The organism is Geodermatophilus obscurus, from assembly GCF_900143215.1.
GTDB classification, from domain to species: Bacteria; Actinomycetota; Actinomycetes; order Mycobacteriales; family Geodermatophilaceae; genus Geodermatophilus; species Geodermatophilus obscurus_A.
In genome coordinates, this window is sequence record NZ_FRDM01000008.1 from 139,023 (window position 1) to 158,077 (window position 19,055).

At 73.9% G+C, this 19,055-nt stretch carries 17 protein-coding genes and 1 tRNA gene; 3 read left to right on the top strand and 15 right to left on the bottom strand.

Annotated elements, in window-relative coordinates; translation table 11 throughout:
- Positions 1-169 precede the first annotated feature (169 nt).
- A complete protein-coding gene (locus BUB17_RS10505; protein ID WP_083606243.1) occupies positions 170-772 on the bottom strand; it encodes an ANTAR domain-containing response regulator in 603 nt (200 codons plus the stop codon).
- Positions 773-857: 85 nt separating this feature from the next.
- Between BUB17_RS10505 and BUB17_RS10510 the strand changes: the two genes are divergently transcribed.
- Positions 858-931 (top strand) — tRNA-Leu (locus BUB17_RS10510).
- Between the two features lie 231 nt (positions 932-1,162).
- On the opposite strand, the gene BUB17_RS28210 is transcribed toward BUB17_RS10510, so the two are convergent.
- The 7 genes from BUB17_RS28210 to BUB17_RS10540 all read right to left on the bottom strand — a co-directional run bounded on the left by BUB17_RS28210 (position 1,163) and on the right by BUB17_RS10540 (position 5,234).
- On the bottom strand, positions 1,163-1,297 hold the full coding sequence (locus tag BUB17_RS28210; RefSeq protein ID WP_280173871.1) for a hypothetical protein: 135 nt from the start codon (positions 1,295-1,297) through the stop codon (positions 1,163-1,165).
- A 71-nt stretch (positions 1,298-1,368) separates the two neighbouring features.
- Positions 1,369-2,145, bottom strand: a complete 777-nt coding sequence (locus BUB17_RS10515) for a sulfite exporter TauE/SafE family protein (protein WP_072917648.1) — start codon at positions 2,143-2,145, stop codon at positions 1,369-1,371.
- The gene (locus tag BUB17_RS10520) at positions 2,142-2,735 is read right to left on the bottom strand and encodes a rhodanese-like domain-containing protein (protein ID WP_072917650.1); all 594 of its coding nucleotides are present in this window, start codon (positions 2,733-2,735) and stop codon (positions 2,142-2,144) included. The genes BUB17_RS10515 and BUB17_RS10520 overlap by 4 nt, the downstream gene beginning before the upstream one ends.
- A 103-nt stretch (positions 2,736-2,838) precedes the next feature.
- Positions 2,839-4,218 carry an MBL fold metallo-hydrolase gene (locus tag BUB17_RS10525; RefSeq protein ID WP_072917653.1) on the bottom strand — a complete coding sequence of 460 codons (1,380 nt, stop codon included), beginning with the start codon at positions 4,216-4,218 and terminating at the stop codon, positions 2,839-2,841.
- Between the two features lie 58 nt (positions 4,219-4,276).
- Positions 4,277-4,582, bottom strand: coding sequence for a rhodanese-like domain-containing protein (locus BUB17_RS10530; protein ID WP_244277121.1), 306 nt, complete (start codon positions 4,580-4,582; stop codon positions 4,277-4,279).
- 20 nt (positions 4,583-4,602) lie between these two features.
- Positions 4,603-4,869: a metal-sensitive transcriptional regulator gene (locus BUB17_RS10535; RefSeq protein ID WP_072917797.1), complete on the bottom strand. Its 267-nt coding sequence runs from the start codon at positions 4,867-4,869 to the stop codon at positions 4,603-4,605.
- A gap of 122 nt (positions 4,870-4,991) precedes the next feature.
- The gene (locus BUB17_RS10540) at positions 4,992-5,234 is read right to left on the bottom strand and encodes a hypothetical protein (RefSeq protein ID WP_072917656.1); all 243 of its coding nucleotides are present in this window, start codon (positions 5,232-5,234) and stop codon (positions 4,992-4,994) included.
- A gap of 36 nt (positions 5,235-5,270) precedes the next feature.
- Here BUB17_RS10540 and BUB17_RS10545 point away from each other — a divergent pair, with 36 nt between their 5' ends.
- Positions 5,271-5,507, top strand: coding sequence for a hypothetical protein (locus BUB17_RS10545; RefSeq protein ID WP_072917658.1), 237 nt, complete (start codon positions 5,271-5,273; stop codon positions 5,505-5,507).
- Between the two features lie 59 nt (positions 5,508-5,566).
- On the opposite strand, the gene BUB17_RS10550 is transcribed toward BUB17_RS10545, so the two are convergent.
- Positions 5,567-5,971, bottom strand: a complete 405-nt coding sequence (locus BUB17_RS10550; RefSeq protein WP_072917661.1) for a DUF302 domain-containing protein — start codon at positions 5,969-5,971, stop codon at positions 5,567-5,569.
- Positions 5,972-6,430: 459 nt separating this feature from the next.
- On the opposite strand from BUB17_RS10550, the gene BUB17_RS10555 reads away from it, so the two are divergent.
- Positions 6,431-8,143, top strand: coding sequence for a pyridoxal-dependent decarboxylase (locus BUB17_RS10555; protein ID WP_244277123.1), 1,713 nt, complete (start codon positions 6,431-6,433; stop codon positions 8,141-8,143).
- 47 nt (positions 8,144-8,190) lie between these two features.
- Here BUB17_RS10555 and BUB17_RS10560 read toward each other — a convergent pair whose 3' ends face one another.
- The 6 genes from BUB17_RS10560 to trpA all read right to left on the bottom strand — a co-directional run bounded on the left by BUB17_RS10560 (position 8,191) and on the right by trpA (position 19,053).
- The gene (locus BUB17_RS10560; protein ID WP_083606244.1) at positions 8,191-9,072 is read right to left on the bottom strand and encodes an acyl-CoA thioesterase; all 882 of its coding nucleotides are present in this window, start codon (positions 9,070-9,072) and stop codon (positions 8,191-8,193) included.
- Positions 9,069-10,484 carry a pyruvate kinase gene (gene pyk, locus BUB17_RS10565; RefSeq protein WP_072917663.1) on the bottom strand — a complete coding sequence of 472 codons (1,416 nt, stop codon included), beginning with the start codon at positions 10,482-10,484 and terminating at the stop codon, positions 9,069-9,071. The genes BUB17_RS10560 and pyk overlap by 4 nt, the downstream gene beginning before the upstream one ends.
- A gap of 233 nt (positions 10,485-10,717) precedes the next feature.
- Positions 10,718-12,205 (bottom strand): glutamate synthase subunit beta, encoded by a 1,488-nt coding sequence (locus tag BUB17_RS10570; protein WP_072917665.1) that lies wholly within the window; start codon positions 12,203-12,205, stop codon positions 10,718-10,720.
- 53 nt (positions 12,206-12,258) lie between these two features.
- A complete protein-coding gene (gene gltB, locus BUB17_RS10575) occupies positions 12,259-16,977 on the bottom strand; it encodes a glutamate synthase large subunit (protein WP_280173872.1) in 4,719 nt (1,572 codons plus the stop codon).
- Positions 16,978-17,296: 319 nt separating this feature from the next.
- A complete protein-coding gene (lgt, locus tag BUB17_RS10580; RefSeq protein WP_072917668.1) occupies positions 17,297-18,262 on the bottom strand; it encodes a prolipoprotein diacylglyceryl transferase in 966 nt (321 codons plus the stop codon).
- A complete protein-coding gene (gene trpA, locus BUB17_RS10585) occupies positions 18,259-19,053 on the bottom strand; it encodes a tryptophan synthase subunit alpha (RefSeq protein WP_175561331.1) in 795 nt (264 codons plus the stop codon). The genes lgt and trpA overlap by 4 nt, the downstream gene beginning before the upstream one ends.
- Between the last annotated feature and the right edge of the window lie 2 nt (positions 19,054-19,055).

A 19,055-nucleotide genomic window follows, 5' to 3' on the forward strand; every position in this document is an offset into this window, starting at 1 on the left:
GGTCGTGCTCCCGGCTCGCCCAGGCGGGCGACCGGTCAGTGGGGGGAAGGTAGCTGCCGGATCCGGAGGAGGAGCAGGGGTCGGCACGACCGTGATCAGGTCGTGACCTGCGGGCTCCCGGCTCGTCACGCTGCGTGTCGGACGCGCGACCGGGGCCGCACCGCAGGCGTCAGCTGCCCGTCGTCGGGTCCGCGGCGGCCTGCGGCTGCAGGATGCGCTGGGCGATCGCCTTCATCGACGTGCGCTCGTTCATCGCCGTCCGCTGGATGAACCGGAAGGCCTCGGCCTCGGTGATCCCCTGGTCGGCCATCAGCTTGCCCTTGGCCTGCTCGACCACCTTGCGGGTCTCCAGGCGTTCCTCGAGCGTGCGCACCTCGCCGTCGAGGGCGGTCATCTCGGCGAACCGGCCACGGGCCACCTCGATGGCCGGCACCAGGTCGTTCTTGGAGAACGGCTTGACCAGGTAGGCCATGGCGCCGGCGTCGCGCGCCCGCTCGACCAGCTCGCGCTGGCTGAAGGCGGTCAGCACGATGACCGGGGCGATGCGGGCCGAGGCGATCTGCTCGGCGGCCGAGAGCCCGTCGAGCACCGGCATCTGGATGTCCAGGATCACCAGGTCCGGCCGCAGCTCGGTGGCCTGGTCGACGGCCTGCTGCCCGTCGCCGGCCTCGGCCACGACGGTGTACCCCTCCTCCTCGAGCATCTCCTTGAGGTCGAGGCGGATGAGCGCCTCGTCTTCGGCGATGAGGACCCGGATCGGCTCGCTGCTCACGCGCGGGAGCCTATCGATGCCGGACCGTCCACGACGGCCCGTTAGGCTGTTCCTCGCCTCACCGGCCGCCTGGGCCGGCCGGTACGCCCCCGTACCCCAATCGGCAGAGGGAGCGGATTCAAAACCCGCGCAGTGTGCGTTCGAGTCGCACCGGGGGCACCGTCTGGTCCTGACCGTTGACCCCGACCACGCTGACCATGGGTGGCCAGTCGGTCCTGCGGAGGGCAGCGAACGGCCCCGCCGGCCTCGATGGGGGGCTCTGGCGGGGCCGGCGTGCAGCGCGTACGGGGCGCGCTGGGCGATCAGCCACTGGTAGGCCAGGATGTCCGCCTTCGGCGCGCCGAGCTTCGACGGGGTGAGCTCGCGCAGGTGCGCGGGCAGGCGGGGGCTCTAGGGCTGCCCGTCGACGACGACGGTGCGCAGGCTCAGCCCCGTGCGCTCGGGAACCTGGCCGATCTGCAGCAGGCCCGCGCAGGTGCCGTGCGTGTCGTTCGCCCGGGACTCCACGGTGTTGTGCAGTCGCATAGGAACGACAAAGGCAGGTGTGGCGCCCGGGCTGCGCGGTGCTCGATACCAGCGGGCTGGGAGCCGGCGTGTCAGGCCACGGCCAGGGCAGTGCCGATCTGCACGAGGATGCCGGCGGCGACGACGAACACCAGGTAGGCGAACCAGCGGCGCAGTCGTGCGGTGTCCAGCCGGGTGGCGAGCCGTCCGGCGGCCAGCGCGGTGACGACGGCGGCCGCGGTGAACGCGATGGTGACCGGGACGTCCAGGGGCGCGTCGCCGGCGTGCGCGGCGAACCCGGCGGCGGAGTTGACGGCGACGATCAGCAGCGAGGTGCCGATCGCGGCCTCCATCGACAGGCCCAGGACGACGACCAGGACCGGGATGATCAGGAATCCGCCGCCGACGCCCAGCAGGCCGGTGAGGAACCCGACGACGAGACCGCCGGCGAGGGTGCGGGGCAGGCAGCGGCGCCAGTTGACCCGGCCGCCGTCGGTGGCGCACGCGGCGCCGGTGGTGGGCTTCTCCGACAGCATCCGGACGCCGGCGCCGATCATCAGGGCGGCGAACAGCCCGAGGACGATCTCGGGTGGGAGGAGCCGGTTGACCGCGGCGCCGGCGAACGCGGTGGCGATGCCGGCCGCGCCGAACAGGAGCGCGATCCGCCAGGCGATCTGGCGTTTGCCCAGCCGCGGGAGCAGCGCCACCAGCGCGGTGGTGCCGACGACGAGCAGCGACGTCGCGACCGCCTGCGGCAGGTCCTGTCCGGCGGCGTAGACCAGCGCGGGGACGGCGAGGATCGACCCGCCGCCGCCGAGCAGGCCGACCAGCGCCCCGATGACCAGGCCGAGGACGATCGGGACGGTCATGACGCGGCGCTGCCGGACGCCCGGAGCACCTGCACCGCGTCGGGCAGGGTCACGGCGCGGCCGCCGCGGTTGTAGGGCAGCCGGGACAGCGCCGCGCCCATCGCGCAGGTGTCGGTGATCGCTGCGGTGGCCAGCCCGGCGCCGATGCCGCCGGCGAGGAAGCGGGCCTTGGGGAAGCGGAGGCTGGCCAGGATGCTGGTCGCGACCAGGCCGCCGGCGACCAGGCGGACCTGGCGTTCCAGTGCCCAGCGGGCCCGGCCGCGGCGTACCGGCTGTCCGGTGGCGGTGTGCGCGGCGACGCCGCCGTCGAGCACCGACAGCTGCTGCGCCCCGGCTGCGGCCAGCGCGGTGTGGGCGGTCCTGGCCCGAGTGCCGGCCTGGCAGACCAGCACGACCGGGCCGTCGAGCTCGGCGGCCAGCACGGTGGCGTGCTCGGTCACCACCGGCAGCGGGATGTTGATCGAACCGGGGATGTGCGCGGTCTCGTACTCGGCCGGGGTGCGCACGTCGACCAGGGTCGGCGTGGTGTCGCCGGCGAGCCGGTCGGTCAGCTCGGCCGGGGTGATCAGGGCGGTGGGGCGGGGGTTCACGGGGCTGTCGTCCTCTGGATCGGTAGAGGTGCTGCGGGCAGGGGGAAGCCGGCGGCCACCGGGGACGGGGCCTCCCGGTGGCCGCCGGGTCGGAGTGGGCCGGTCAGACGGTGGCGGGCTGGGCGTGCAGGCCGGCGGCGGCCGCGCCGGTGTCGGGGTCGCCGTAGCCGCCGTCGACCAGCACCGGGCGGCGACCGGAGCGGGCGAGCATCGAGGCGGCGATGGAGGCGCGGTAGCCCGAGCCGCAGTACACCCACACGTCGCCGGCGGGGACCTCGTCGAGGCGGCCGGGCAGGTCGTGGATCGGGATGTGCAGCGAGCCACGCACCCCGCCGCCGGCGCGCTCGTCGTCGCGGCGGGCATCGAGGACCACCAGGTCGGGGTCGGCGCCCATCGCCTCGGCGAGGCCGGTGAAGTCGCTGACCGGGTAGGAGGCCAGCTCCCGGCCGGCGGCCAGGGCCTCGGGGCTGCCGATCGCGGCGCCGGCGAGCCGGTCGATGCCGATGCGGACCAGTTCGCGGCGGGCCTCGGCGACCTGCTCCTCGGTCTCCCCGATCAGGGTGATCGGGGCGCCCCACGGGACCAGCCAGCCGACGTAGGTGACGAAGTTGGCGATGGCCAGCTCGAAGTTCAGCGCGCCGGGCAGGTGACCGGCGGCGAACGCGGTGCGGCTGCGCAGGTCGATCACCCACTCACCGGCGGCCAGCCGGCCGGCCAGTTCCTCGGGGTCGACCGGCCGGGGCATGGACAGGTCCACCGGCGCGGGGCCGGCGGCGTTGCCCGGCCCCATGTGGGCGTACCAGGCCGGGATCGCCGTGAGGCCGGCGATCAGCTGGTCGACGAAGGTCTGCTCGTCCTGGGTCAGCGCCGGGTTCACCCGCGCCTGCTCGCCGACGGTGGCGGAGTTCCCGCTGGTCGGGGTGGCCGCGCAGAACGAGCCGAACCCGTGGCTCGGGAACACCGGGGTGCCGGCGGGAAGCTCGTCGACCAGCCGGCGCACCGAGTGGTACTGGGCGTGGGTGAGCTCGTCGGTGTGCTCGGGGCCGACCAGGTCGGTGCGGCCGGTGGCGCCGTAGAGCATGGAGCCGCCGGTGAACACCGCCCGCACCTTCCCGTCGGCGTCGGCGAGGACATAGCTGACGTGGTGGTGGGTGTGCCCAGGGGTGTGCAGCACCCGCAGCCGCATCGGGCCGGCGGCGAGCACGTCGCCGTCGGCGACCGCAGTGCGCTCGTAGGCGACGGTGTCCCCGGCCGGGACGGCGTAGTCGGCGCCGACGGTGCGGGCCAGCTCCAGCCCACCCGACCAGTAGTCATTGTGGAGATGGCTTTCAGCCACGAGCGCGATGCGGACGTTCCGCTTCTCGGCCAGTGCCAGTACCCGGTCGATGTCGCGCTGTGGGTCGATGACCACGCCGACACCGCCGGCGCTGACCAGATAACTGCGGTCGCCGAGGCCGGTGGTCTCGATGATGTCGATCTGCACGTGAAGGCTCCTCTGTACGGTACGGGGCAGGGGTACCCGTGAAGGAAACGGACGTCGGTCAGGCGGTCGGGCGGCCCTCGGCGGTCCAGGCGGTCATGCCGCCGGCGAGGTTGGCCACGTCGTAGCCCTGCTGGGCGAGGAACTGCGCGGCCCGGGAGCTGCGCCCGCCGCTACGGCAGACGGTGATCACCGGGCGGCCGCGGTCGAGCTCGAAGGCGCGGGCGGGCAGCTGTCCCAGTGGGATGTGGGTGCTGCCGGCGATGCGGCCCTCGGCGAGCTCGGCGGCCTCGCGGACGTCGAGCAGGACGGCCTCGGTGCGGTCGGCGGCCTGGGCGGGGGTCAGCTGGGGGATCTGCGGGTTCACGGCTGCTCCGGAGTCGATGGTCAGGCGAGGGTCAGGAAGAGGCGCTCGAGCTCGCGCAGGTCGACCTCGCGGGTCTCGCCGTCCTCGTTGGTCGAGCAGTAGCGCATCCCGGTGGAGACGACGGCGAAGCCGGCCTTGCTCAGCGCCTTGGATGCTGCGGCCAGCTGGGTGACCACGGCCGAGCAGTCCCGGCCGTCCTCGATCATGCGGACGATGCCGCCGATCTGACCCTCGATGCGCTTGAGGCGCTTGACGACGTCGGCGAGCTCGCCCTTGGGGATGTCCACGTCGTCCATCATGGATACCCCTGGGGGTATTGGCAAGGCGGTGGTCGGTGATGGTCGGCACAGCCGGCAGACGGGCGCGGTACACGGGCAAGAACCCCGGTGCCGGCGTTCTGCGCCGCCGGTCACCCGTGCGCGCCACGGCCGAACCACGTCCAGCAGGAGAACGGCATCTGCATCGTCTGCGCCGGGCTGGACGCGGCCACCGCGGACACGGCGTTCCGGGCCACGGTTGCGGCCGCCGGCGGCCGGCCGCAGCCGGGCGCGCCGTATGTCGACGCGCGCACGAAGGTGGCGCTGACCTGCTTCGCCGGGCACCGCTGCGAGACCGCGCCGGCGTACCCGAGGAGCGGCAGCCGGCTGTGCAACCGGTGCAGCGTCGAGTTCGACGGGGTGTACCTGCTGTGGCATCCCGCCACGAAGCGATCAAGGTCGGCATCCCCTCCGCCGACAGCCGCGTCCGCACGCACCTCGCGAACGGCTATCGGCCGGCCACCCAGTGGACCGGGCTGGACCACGACATCGTCGTCACCACCGAGCGGGAGGTGCTCACCGCGTGGCGGGCCGCCGGGATCGCGCCGGTGCACACGGCCCCGCGTGACGGGTGGACCGGGACCGCACCGGCCGAGCACCCCGGCTGACCACCCGGCTGCGGCTGGTCGAGCTCCTCGGCGCACCCGATGCTGCCGGGGACGCCGGATCAGGTGGCGGAGCTGGCGACCGCCCGCAGCGCGTTCTGCAGCCGGGCCTTGGCGTCGGCGGCGATCGGCTCGAGCTCCGGCCGGCCGGGCACGGTGACCATCAACTCCGGGTTGAGCGCAGACACCAGCACTCGCCCGTCCTGGTCGGTGCGGACCACGACGTTGCACGGGAGCAGCAGCCCGAGATCGGGCTCGATCGCCAGGCCCTGCCGGGCCAGCGGGGCGTTGCAGGCGCCGAGGATGATCTGCGGCGGCACGTCCACGTCCAGCTTGGCCTTCAAGGTCGCGGCCACGTCGATCTCGGTGAGGATGCCGAAGCCCTGCTCGGCCAGCGCCGCGCGGGTGCGCGCCGCTGCCTCCTCCAGCGGGAGGTCGACGTGCACGCTCATGCCGAAGTCGGCCATGACGGGCGCTCCTTCCGGTTCTCGCGGACGTGGGCTGCCGTGCAGCAGGTCGGGGCGGCCGTACCCCCCGCGCAGCTGGCCAGTCGCCCGCGGCGCCGTGGGTCACTCGCGCCCGTACAGCCCCACGGCGTGTGGGCCCGGGCGCGCTGCCCGGAGTACGGGGGACCGCTGCCTGCGCCGCGGAGAGCCCTCCGTCGACCCGTCGCGCTCATGCACGCGCGCCACGGCGAGCGAACCCACGTGACGCCCCACGAGGCATGCCCGGGGCTCGAAGGGCGCAGTCGTGTGAGAACTCGGCGGTCAGCGGTGAGAACTCGGCCGAACCTCATCCCGCGGTGCTGGTCGGAGCAACGGTCAGCACCCCACTGTCGTGAGCGGGACACGACCCGCGCAGTGTGCGTTCGAGTCCCACCGGGGGCACCTCAGGAGGACTTCGGGGACGGGCCATACGGTGACACGGTGAGCGAGCCCGAGCCGACGCCGTCCGCCCCGCACATGACCCCGGAGCAGTTCCGCCGGCACGGCCACGAGGTCGTCGACTGGATCGCCGACTACTGGACGCGGATCGGCTCGCTGCCCGTCCGCTCCCCCGTCGCCCCCGGCGACGTGCGCGCGGCGCTGCCGTCCGCCCCACCGGAGGACGGCGAGCCGTTCACGGCCATCCTCGCCGACCTCGACCGCGTCGTCGTCCCCGGGCTGACCCACTGGCAGCACCCCGGCTTCCTGGGCTACTTCCCGGCGAACACCTCCGGGCCCTCGGTGCTCGGCGACCTGGTCTCGGCCGGCCTCGGCGTGCAGGGCATGTCGTGGGTGACCAGCCCGGCGGCCACCGAGCTCGAGCAGCACGTCCTCGACTGGTTCGGCGACCTGCTCGGCCTGCCGGAGACCTTCCTGTCGACCGGTACCGGCGGCGGCGTCGTGCAGGACTCCAGCTCCGGAGCCAACCTCGTCGCGCTCCTGGCGGCCCTGCACCGCGCCAGTGGCGGGGAGACCGTCCGCCACGGCGTCCGGCCCGACGAGTACACCGTCTACGTCTCCGCGGAGACGCACTCCTCGATGGAGAAGGCCGTGCGGATCGCCGGCCTGGGCAGCGACGCCGTCCGGATCGTCGAGGTCGACGGCGACCTGGCCATGCGCCCGCAGTCGCTCGGAGCCCGGCTCGAACGGGACGTCGCCCGCGGGTACCGGCCGGTGCTGGTCTGCGCCACTGTCGGGACGACGTCGACGACGGCCGTGGACCCGCTCGCCGAGCTCGGCCCCATCTGCCGCGACGCCGGCGTCTGGCTGCACGTGGACGCCGCCTACGCAGGGGTGAGCGCCGTCGTCCCCGAGCTGCGGGGCCTGCAGGCCGGCGTCGAGTGGGCCGACAGCTACACCACCGACGCGCACAAGTGGCTGCTCACCGGCTTCGACGCGACGTTGTTCTGGGTGGCCGACCGGGCCGCGCTCACCGGCGCATTGGCGATCCTGCCGGAGTACCTGCGCAACGCGGCCACCGACGCCGGCGCCGTCGTCGACTACCGCGACTGGCAGATCGAGCTCGGCCGCCGCTTCCGCGCCCTCAAGCTGTGGTTCGTGCTGCGCTGGTACGGCGCCGAGGGCCTGCGGGCCCACATCCGGTCCGGGGTGGGCCTGGCGCGGGAGCTGGCCGGCTGGGCCGACGCCGACGACCGCTTCGACGTCGTCGTCCCGCACCCGCTGTCGCTGGTGTGCCTGCGCCCGCGCTGGCCCGAGGGGGTGGACGCCGACGTCGCCACCATGACGCTGCTCGAGCGGCTCAACGACGGCGGCGAGGTCTTCCTGACCCACACCACGGTCCGCGGCCAGGTGGTGCTGCGGGTGGCGATCGGCGCACCGACGACGACGCGGGCGCACGTGGAGCGGGCCTGGGCGCTGCTGTGCGGGGGCCACGACTGGCTGGCCGCCGACTTCGCCGAGTCCGCCGCGGAGCGCGCGCGGGAGCAGACCGAGCGCCGCGCCGCCGCCGAGCGCGCCCGGGAGGACGCCGCGCGGGAGGAGGCCGCCCGCGCGGCGGCCCTGCAGCCGGTCGACACGCCGGCCGCCCAGGACGAGACGGCGGCCCAGGCGCACGCGCAGGAGGACCTGCCGCCGCCGGAGACCGCCCCGCGGGCCGAGGCCGACCACCCGGAGGCCGACGCGGCCCCTCTGTAGGCTCCCGCCGCGAGCGTGCGAGCGGGTGGGGGCAGAGGGGTCCTTCTTCAGCTCTGCAGCGACCGGATGAGGCCCTGCTGGGTGACCGTGGCCACGTGCGTGCCGTCGGCCGCCCAGATCTGGCCGAAGCACAGCGCCCGGCCGCCGGAGGCCGCGGGGCTGTCGGTCTCGTACAGGAACCACTCGTCGGCGCGCACCGGCGCGTGGAACCACACCGCGTGGTCCAGGCTGGCGCCGACGTACTCCCCGCCCCAGCCGCCGCCCGTGCGGGCCAGCCCGGCCGAGATCAGGGTCAGGTCGCTGACGAAGGTGAGCGCCGAGCGGTGCACGCGGTCGTCCCCGGGCAGCCGGCCGGCGACCCGCATCCACACGCAGGTGCGGGTGTCCGGCGGCGACTTCGGCGCCCGGTCGAAGGGGTCCTCGAGCAGCCGCTGCTCCACCGCCCGGCTGATGGCCAGCGCGGCCGCGGCGCGCTCGCCGTACGGCGCGACCACCTCGGACAGGCTGGGCAGGGTCTCCGGGGCGGGCACCTCGGGCATCGGGAGCGCGTGCTCGACGACGGGGGTCTCCGGCACCGAGGCGTCGGCGGTCAGCGCGAAGATCGCGACGTCCTCCCCCCGGCGCCGCTGACAGGCGATGACCCGCCGCGTGCTGAACGTGCGCCCGTCCCGGATCCGCTCGACGGCGTAGCGGATCTCCTCGTGCGGGTCACCGGGCCGCAGGAAGTACGAGTGCAGCGAGTGCACGGCGCGCTCGCCCGGCAGCGTCCGCGAGGCGGCCATGAGGGCCTGCCCGGCCACCTGTCCGCCGAAGATGCGCTGCAGCGGCGTCCGCGGCGTCTGGCCGACGTACAGGTCGGTGTCGCGCTCCTCGAGGTCGAGGACGGCCATCAGCGAGGCGGCCTGGCTGCCGCCGTCCACCTGGGTCACGAGTCGGTACCCACCTCGTGGACCCGGATGAGGTTGGTCGACCCGGGGGTGTTCGGGGGGCTGCCGGCCACGACGACGACCCGGTCGCCCTCCTTGAGCCGGCCGATGGACAGCAGCGAGAAGTCGACCTGCCGGACCATGTCGTCGGTGTGCTGCACCTCGGGGACCAGGAAGGTCTCCACGCCCCAGGACAGCGCCAGCTGGCTGCGCACCCGCCCGTCGACGGTGAAGGCGAGCAGCGGCATCCGGGGGTGCAGCGCGGCCAGCCGCCGGGCGCTGCCGCCGGTCTGGGTGAAGGTGGCCAGGGCCTTGACGTCGAGGGATTCGGCGATGTCCCGGGCGGACCGGACGATGGCGCCGGACCGGGACCGCGAGCGCCGGACCAGCTCGGGGACGCGCACGGCGTCGCTCTCGACGGCGTCGATGATCCGCTCCATCGTCCGCACCGCGGCGATCGGGTAGCGCCCCACCGAGGTCTCCCCCGACAGCATCACCGCGTCCGCGCCGTCCAGGACGGCGTTGGCGACGTCGGAGGCCTCCGCGCGCGTGGGCCGGGAGTTGGTGATCATGGACTCGAGCATCTGCGTGGCCACGATCACCGGCTTGTTGCGCTCGCGGGCGGCCTGCACGGCCCGCTTCTGCACCAGCGGCACCTGCTCCAGCGCCAGCTCCACGCCCAGGTCGCCGCGGGCGACCATGACGCCGTCGAACGCCTCGACGATCTCCTCGAGGTTCTCCACCGCCTCGGGCTTCTCCAGCTTGGCGATCACGGGGACGGAGACGTCCTCCCGGCGCATGACGTCGCGCACCAGGTCCATGTCGCGCGGCGAGCGCACGAAGGACAGCGCGACGAAGTCGACCCCCATGTGCAGGGCGAAGCGGAGGTCCTCCTCGTCCTTGTCCGACATCGCCGGCACGCTCACCGCGACGCCGGGCAGCGACAGGCCCTTGTTGTTCGACACCTCGCCGCCCTCGACGACCAGGCACCACACGTCCGGGCCCTCGATCGCCACGACCGACAGCGCGAGCTTGCCGTCGTCGACCAGCAGCCGGTCGCCGACCTTGGCATCCGCGGCCAGGCCCTTGTAGGTGGTGGAGACCCGCTCAGCGGTGCCCTCGACGTCCTCGACGGTGATGCAGACCCGGCTGCCGGTCTCCCAGTCGACCGGGCCGTCGGTGAAGGTGCCGAGGCGGATCTTGGGGCCCTGCAGGTCGGCGAGGATGGCGACGGCGCGACCGGTGCGGTCGGAGGCCTCGCGGACCATGCGGTAGGCCCGCTCGTGGTCGGCGTGCGCGCCGTGGCTGAAGTTGAGCCGGGCGACGTCCATCCCCGACTCGACGAGGGCGGTGACCTGCTCCTGGGAACCGGTCGCCGGCCCGAGGGTGCAGACGATCTTGGCGCGTCGCGACATGGGTCAGACGCTAGTGGGGCAGCCCGGCGCGCGTGGGGAGGGTGCCCTGTGACGTCGGCCCCCACGCGACGAGGGCCGGGCCCCGCGGATGCGGGACCCGGCCCTCGGCGGCGAACCGGAACGGCCATCCTTCAGGGTCCCGCTGGCCCCGTCCCGGGTCCCGGCCTGAGCGTGCGAAGACTGGGGAGGACGGGGTCCTGCTACGAGGCGTGGGGGGAAGGGTGGTCCTTCTGTTACCGCAGCGCCACCGCGGTGGGGGTCACCGGGCGCGGCAGCGTCGTCGAGCCGGTCAGCCAGGCGTCGACGGCGCCGGCGGCGGCCCGGCCCTCGGCGATCGCCCACACGATGAGCGACTGCCCGCGGCCCATGTCACCGGCGACGAAGACACCGGGGACGGTGGACATGAACTCGACGTCGCGGGCGACGTTGCCCCGCTGGTCGAGCTCGACCCCGAGCCCCTCGACGAGGCCCTCGCGCTGGGCGCCGGTGAAGCCCATGGCGAGGAACACCAGGTCGGCGGGCAGCTCCCGCTCGGTGCCCTCGACCTTCTGGAACCGCCCGTCCACCCGCTCCACGTCGTGGATGAGCAGTGCGCGCAGGTTGCCCTCGTCGTCGCCGACGAAGCGCTCGGTGTTGACCGAGTAGAGCCGCTCCCCGCCCTCCTCGTGGGCGCTGGAGACACGCATGACCATCGGGTAGGTCGGCCACGGGTTGGTCTCGGTCCGGCGGTCCGGCGGCGCCGGCATGATCTCCAGCTGGGTCACCGAGAGCGCCCCCTGCCGGTGGGCGGTGCCCAGGCAGTCCGCGCCGGTGTCGCCGCCGCCGATGATCACGACGTGCTTGCCGTGGGCGTCGATCGGCGGCTCGTCGAGCTCGCCGAGCGCCTGCCGGTTGCCGAAGGGCAGGTACTCCATCGCCAGGTGGATGCCACGCAGCTCCCGGCCCGGCGCGGGGAGGTCCCGGCCCACGGTGGCGCCACCGGCCAGGACGACGGCGTCGAAGTCCGCGCGCAGCTGCTCGACGGTCGGGGCGCCGTCCCGGCCGCTGCCGACCTCGACCCCGGTGACGAACCGGGTGCCCTCGGCCCGCATCTGGTCCAGCCGCCGGTCGAGCACCGCCTTCTCCATCTTGAACTCGGGGATGCCGTAGCGCAGCAGCCCGCCGACGCGGTCGGCCCGCTCGAAGACCGTGACGTCGTGCCCGGCCCGGGTCAGCTGCTGGGCGGCGGCCAGCCCGGCGGGCCCGGAGCCGATGACGGCGACCTGCTTGCCGGTGTGCTCCTGCGGGGGGACCGGCTTCACCAGGTCGCGCTGGAACGCCTGGTCGATGATCTCCCACTCGATCTGCTTGATCGTGACCGGCGACTCCTGCAGGTTGAGCACGCAGGAGCCCTCGCACGGCGCGGGGCACAGCTTCCCCGTGAACTCCGGGAAGTTGTTGGTCGCGTGCAGCCGCTCGATCGCCTCGGTCCAGTCGTCACGGCGGGCGAGGTCGTTCCACTCCGGGATCAGGTTGCCCAGCGGACAGCCGTGGTGGCAGAACGGGATGCCGCAGTCCATGCACCGGGCGGCCTGCTGGCGCACCGCGGCGACCGGGAACACGGCGTCCTCCCCGTTCTGCCGGGAGAGGTAGACGTCCTTCCAGTCCAGGATCCGCACGTCGACGGGACGCCGCGGCGGCAGCGCCCGCTCGTGCTTGAGGAATCCGGTCGAGTCAGCCACGTGCGGCCTCCATCGTCTCGTCATGGAGCGAGCTGCAGGGTCGGGGGCGCGGCTCAGCCACGAGCCGCCTCCATCACCGCGCGGTCGACGTCCGTTCCGGCGGCCTCGGCGGCCCGCCGGGCCTCGAGCGCGCGCCGGTAGTCGCGCGGCATGATCACGCTGAACCGCTCGGACCAGCGGCCCCAGTCGGCCAGCAGCGCGGCGGCCACCGGCGACTCGGTGTCCGCGGCGTAGCGGACGAGCACGTCGCGCAGCCACTGCGCGGACTCCCCGTCCAGCGGCTCGACGTCCACCATCTCGGGATTGACCCGGTGCCGGGCCAGGTCGAGCACGTAGCCGATGCCGCCGGACATGCCGGCCGCGATGTTGCGGCCGGTCGGGCCGAGGATCACCGCAGCGCCGCCGGTCATGTACTCCAGCGCGTGGTCGCCCACCCCCTCGACGACGGCCAGCGCGCCGGAGTTGCGCACGCAGAACCGCTCGCCGACCCGGCCGCGCAGGAAGACCTCACCCGCGGTGGCGCCGTAGCCGATGACGTTGCCGGCGAGGACGTTGTCCTCGGCGGCGAAGCCGGCCTCGCGGGCCGGCCGGGCGACGATCCGCCCGCCGGACAGCCCCTTGCCGACGTAGTCGTTGGCGTCGCCGAACAGCCGCATCGTGATGCCCCGCGGCAGGAAGGCGCCGAAGGACTGGCCGGCCGACCCGGTGAAGGTCAGGTCGATCGTGCCGTCGGGCAGGCCCTCGCCGCCGAAGCGCCGGGTGACCATGGAGCCCAGCATCGTGCCGACGGTGCGGTTGACGTTGCGCACCGGGAGCTCGAGGCTGACCGGCCGCGCGTCGAGCAGCGCGCCCTCGCACAGCTGGATCAGGGTCTGGTCCAGGGCGACGTCCAGGCCGTGGTCCTGCTCGCGCACCTTGTGCCGGGCAGCACCCTCGGGCAGGGCCGGCACGGCCAGCATGCGGGACAGGTCCAGCCCGGCGGCCTTCCAGTGGTCGACCGCCTTGCGGGTGTCGAGCAGCTCGGCGTGGCCGATCGCCTCGTCCAGCGAACGGAAGCCCAGGTCGGCGAGGTACTGGCGCACCTGCTCGGCGAGGAACTCGAAGAACGTCTCGACGAACTCCGGGCGCCCGGTGAACCGCTTGCGCAGCTCGGGGTTCTGCGTCGCGACGCCGACGGGGCAGGTGTCGAGGTGGCAGACGCGCATCATCACGCAGCCGGAGACGACCAGCGGAGCGGTGGCGAAGCCGTACTCCTCGGCGCCCAGCAGCGCGGCGATGACCACGTCCCGGCCGGTCTTCATCTGCCCGTCGGCCTGGACGACGATGCGGTCGCGCAGGCCGTTGGCCAGCAGCGTCTGCTGCGTCTCGGCCAGGCCCAGCTCCCACGGCGACCCGGCGTGCTTGAGCGAGGTCAGGGGTGCGGCGCCCGTTCCGCCGTCGTGCCCGGAGATGAGGACGACGTCGGCGTGCGCCTTGCTCACCCCGGCCGCGACAGTCCCGACGCCGACCTCGCTGACCAGCTTGACGTGGACCCTTGCTGCGTCGTTGGCGTTCTTCAGGTCGTGGATCAGCTGCTTGAGGTCCTCGATCGAGTAGATGTCGTGGTGCGGCGGCGGGCTGATCAGGCCGACACCCGGCGTGGAGTGCCGGGTGCGCGCCACCCACGGGTACACCTTGGCGCCGGGCAGCTGGCCGCCCTCGCCGGGCTTGGCGCCCTGCGCCATCTTGATCTGGATGTCGTCGGCGTTGACCAGGTACTCGCTGGTGACGCCGAACCGGCCGCTGGCCACCTGCTTGATGGCCGAGCGGCGCAGGTCGCCGTTCGGGTCGGGCCGGAACCGGTCGGGGTCCTCGCCGCCCTCACCGGTGTTCGACTTGCCGCCCAGCCGGTTCATGGCGATCGCCAGGGTCTCGTGCGCCTCCTGCGAGATGGAGCCGTAGCTCATCGCGCCGGTCTGGAAGCGCTTGACGATCTCGGCGGCCGGCTCGACCTCCTCCAGCGGCACGGGCGGGCGGACGCCGGTGCGCAGGGTGAACAGGCCGCGCAGGGTGGCGGCCTCCTCCGACAGCTGGTCGACGGTCTGCGTGTACCGCTCGAACACCTCGAACTGCCGCGAGCGGGTGGCGTGCTGCAGCAGGAACACCGTCTCGGGGTTGAACAGGTGCACCTCGCCCTCGCGGCGCCACTGGTACTCCCCGCCGGTCTCCAGCCGCCGGTGCGCGCGCTCGGTCGGGTTCTCCGGGTACGCGCGGCGGTGGCGCATGGCCACCTCCTCGGCCAGGACGTCGATGCCCACGCCGCCCAGCGGGCAGGAGGTGCCGGTGAAGTACTCGTCGACGAGCTCCTGGGAGAGGCCGACCGCCTCGAAGATCTGCGCCATCGTGTACGAGCCGACGGTGCTGATGCCCATCTTGCTCATGACCTTCAGGACGCCCTTGCCCAGCGCCTTGACCACGTTGCGGACCGCCTGGGCCGGCTGGATGCCGGTCAGGTTGCCGTCCCGGATCAGGTCCTCGATCGACTCGAAGGCCAGGTACGGGTTGACCGCGGCGGCGCCGTAGCCGAGCAGCAGCGCGACGTGGTGCACCTCGCGGCAGTCGCCGGACTCGACGACCAGCCCGACCTCCATGCGGGTCTTCTGCCGCACGAGGTGGTGGTGGACGGCGGCGGTCATCAGCAGCGACGGGATCGGGGCGCGCTGCTCGTCGCAGTCCCGGTCGGAGAGCACGATGATCCGGGCGCCCGCGGCGATGGCCTTGCTGACCTTGGTGCGCAGCTGCTCGACCGCCTGCGCCAGCGCCGTCCCGCCGCCGTTGACGTCGTAGTGGCCGGTGATCCGGACGGCGGCGTACCCGGGCAGGTCGCCGTCGTCGTCGATGTGCAGGATCTTGGCCAGCTCGTCGTTGTCGATGACCGGGTACGGCAGGAACAGCTGACGGCAGGACGCCGGGGTCGCGCGGAGCAGGTTCTGCTCGGGGCCGAAGGTGCGGCCCAGGCTGGTCACCAGCTCCTCGCGGATGGCATCCAGCGGCGGGTTGGTCACCTGGGCGAAGAGCTGCCCGAAGTAGTCGTAGAGCAACCTGGAGCGGTCCGACAGCGCGGCGACCGGGGTGTCGGTGCCCATGGAGCCGATCGGCTCGGCGCCGGAGGACGCCATCGGGGTGAGCAGGACGCGCAGGTCCTCCTCGGTGTACCCGAACAGCTGCTGCCGGCGGACGACGGACTCGTGGCTGGGCCGGGCGCGGCGGCGCTCGGGCAGCTGCGGGAGGTGCACCAGGCCGGCGTGCAGCCAGTCCTCGTAGGGGTGCTCCCCCGCCAGGGCGCCCTTGACCTGCTCGTCGGAGACGATCTTCCCGGCCGCGGTGTCGACCAGGAACATCCGGCCCGGCTGCAGCCGGCCCTTGGCGACGACCTCGGAGTCGGGGATCTCCAGGACGCCGACCTCGCTGGCCAGCACGACCAGGTCGTCCTCGGTGTGCCACCAGCGACCCGGGCGCAGCCCGTTGCGGTCGAGGACGGCGCCGATCAGCGTGCCGTCGGTGAACGCGACCGCGGCCGGCCCGTCCCACGGCTCCATGATCGAGGCGTGGAACCGGTAGAAGGCCCGGCGGGCCGGGTCCATCTCGTCGTGGTTCTCCCACGCCTCCGGGATCATCATGAGCACCGCGTGCGGCAGCGAGCGGCCGGACAGGTGCAGCAGCTCGAGCACCTCGTCGAAGGTGGCCGAGTCGCTGAAGTCGCTCGCGGTGACCGGGAAGATCCGCTCGAGGCCGAGCTCGGACGCGGGGCCGGCCGGTCCGTCGAACAGCGCCGTCTCCAGCTTCGCCTCGCGGGCGCGCATCCGGTTCCGGTTGCCCTTGATGGTGTTGATCTCGCCGTTGTGCGCGATCACCCGGAACGGGTGGGCCAGCGGCCAGCTCGGGAAGGTGTTGGTCGAGAACCGGCTGTGCACCAGGGCGATCGCCGAGGCGTAGCGCTCGTCGCGCAGGTCGGGGAAGAACGCGGGCAGCTGGTCGGTGGTCAGCATGCCCTTGTAGGTGATGGTGCGGCTCGACAGCGAGGTGATGTAGAGGGAGCTGCCGGCCTCGGAGGCGGCCCGCTCGGCCCGCTTGCGCAGCACGAAGGCGCGCCGCTCCAGCCGGGTCACGCCGTTGACGGCCTGGGCGCCGCCGAACGCGGTCGCGTCGGCGCGGGCACCGATGGTCTCGGCCACGAACAGCTGGGCGAAGTGCGGCATGACCGCGCGGGCGGTGGGGCCGACGTCGGCGCCGTCCGGGTCGACCGGCAGCTCGCGCCAGCCGAGGACGGTCAGGCCCTCCTCGGCGGCCAGGCGGGCGACGTCCTCCGCCCGCGCGGCCCGCTCGGCGTCGTCCACGGGCAGGAAGGCGATGCCGACGGCGTACTCGCCCACCGGGGGCAGGTCGAAGTCCACCTCGGCGCGCAGCAGCGCGTCGGGGACCTGGGTGAGGATGCCGGCGCCGTCCCCCGAGTTCGGCTCGGAACCGGCGGCGCCGCGGTGGTCCAGGTTGTGCAGGGCGGTGAGCCCGGCGGCCACGATCTTCCGGCTGGCGCGACCCCGCACGTCGGCGACGAAGGCGACGCCGCAGGCGTCCTTGTCGTTGGCCGGGTCGTACAGGCCGGACGCGGCCGGGACGGCCGAGAACGGCACAGCCGGGCCGGCCGGGAACGGCACGGCGGGAACCGCGGTGGACGGCACGGCGGTGCCGTCGGAGCCGGGGCGGGTCGCGGCGGGGGCGGTGGACTCGGGCATGTCACTCCCGTCGTCGGCACGCCGCCCGGGCGCCGTCGGCGGTGACGGGAGCGGGGCGGGGGCGCTGGGCCCGGCCGGTGGTCAGAGGGCAGAGGAGCGGAGCACTGCGGGAGGCCGGCCGGCGGACGGTCGGGGGGACCGTGCACCCGGCTGGGCGAGCACCGGGGGGTGGTGCCCCGGTGCTGTCGTCCGCGGGGCGGCGCTGGCCCGGTTCCGACGCGTGCGACCCCGCCAGGATCACCGTGGGGTCTCGGCAGAAGGGTACACAGGCGCACCACCGATCTCGTACGCCTGGAGCCGCGGGGACGGCGCGTCGCCCTCAGGACCCGGGGTGTCGCGGACTCCCGTCCTCACCAGCGTCTTCGCCTTCCCGGGGCTCTCCAGCGCCCGGGGCGACGGCGGGAGCGGCGTCGGCTCGGCCGCCGCGGGTCCCGGTGTCGGCGTCGTCACGGCCCCGCGCGACCACCTCGCGGGGCCGGCCGCGCTGCCAGACCAGGTAGGCCACCGCGAGCAGGCCGACGACCACCGAGGTGTAGACGTTGATCCGGATGCCGGCGACGGTCTCCGCGGGGTCGCTGCGCAGCAGCTCGATCCACAGCCGGCCGGTGCAGTAGAGCGCGACGTAGAGCGCGAAGGCGCGCCCGTGGCTGAGCCGGAAGCGCCGGTCGACCCAGATCACGACGAGTGCGGCGGCCAGGTTCCACAGCAGCTCGTAGAGGAACGTCGGGTGGAAGGTGCCGAGCACGAGCGGCTGGCCGTCGGGGCCGATCACCGCCTGGGTGCCGGTCCAGTCGTAGATCGTCAGCGCCCAGGGCAGGTCGGTGGGGCGGCCGTAGAGCTCGTTGTTGAACCAGTTGCCCAGCCGGCCGATGGCCTGCGCGACGAGCAGCCCCGGGGCCAGCGCGTCGGCGAAGGCCGGCAGCGGGATGCCCCGGCGGCGGCAGGCGATCCACGCGCCGACCCCGCCCAGGGCGATCGCGCCCCAGATGCCGAGGCCGCCCTCCCAGATGGCGAAGGCCCGCAGCGGGTCGCCGCCGTCGCCGAAGTACGGACGGGGGCTGCTGAGGACGTGGTAGAGCCGGCCACCGATGATCCCGAACGGCACGGCCCACACGGCGATGTCGAGGACCTCGCCGGGCGCTCCGCCCCGGGCCACCCAGCGGCGCTCGGTGATCAGGACCGCCGCGACGATCCCGGCGATGATGCACAGCGCGTAGGCGCGGATGGGCAGCGGGCCCAGCTCCCAGACGCCCTGCGTCGGGCTCGGGATCGCGGCGAGGTTCATGCCGGCGTTCCTGCCCGGCGCACGCCCTCGGCCAGTTCGGCCGAGAGCGCGCGGACCCCCTCGGCGCCGCGCCCGTCGAGCATCTCCCGGACGTAGGCCGAGCCCACGATCACCCCGTCGGCGAAGCGGGCCACCTCTGCTGCCTGGTCGCCGTTGGAGACGCCCAGCCCCACGCAGATCGGCAGGTCGCCTGCCACCAGCCGGGTGCGCGCGACCAGCTCGCCGGCGGTGCTGCTGACCGTGGTCCGCGTGCCCGTGACCCCCATGGTCGAGGCGGCGTAGACGAATCCGCGGGACGCCGCGACGGTGGCCGCGAGCCGTGCGTCGGTCGACGACGGGGCGACCAGGAAGACCCGGTCGAGCCCGGTGCGGTCGGTCGCGGCGATCCAGGGCCCGGCCTCGTCCGGGATCAGATCAGGGGTGATGGCTCCGGCTCCCCCGGCGGCGGCCAGGTCGTCGGCGAAGCGGTCCACTCCGTAGCGCTCGACCGGGTTCCAGTAGCTCATCACCACCGGCACCCCTCCGGCGGCCGCGACCGCACGGACGGCCGGCAGCACGTCGGGCAGCCCGACGCCCGCCCGGACGGCGACGTCCATGGCCTCCTGGATGACCGGACCTTCCATGCCGGGGTCCGAGTAGGGCACTCCGACCTCGAGGGCGTCCGCGCCGCCTTCGACGGCGGCGACCATCGCCTCGACGGAGGTGTCGACATCGGGATAGCCCACCGGCAGGTAAGCGATGAGCGCGGCCCGGCCCTCCGCCCGCGCCGCGGCGATGCGATCGGCGAGCATGC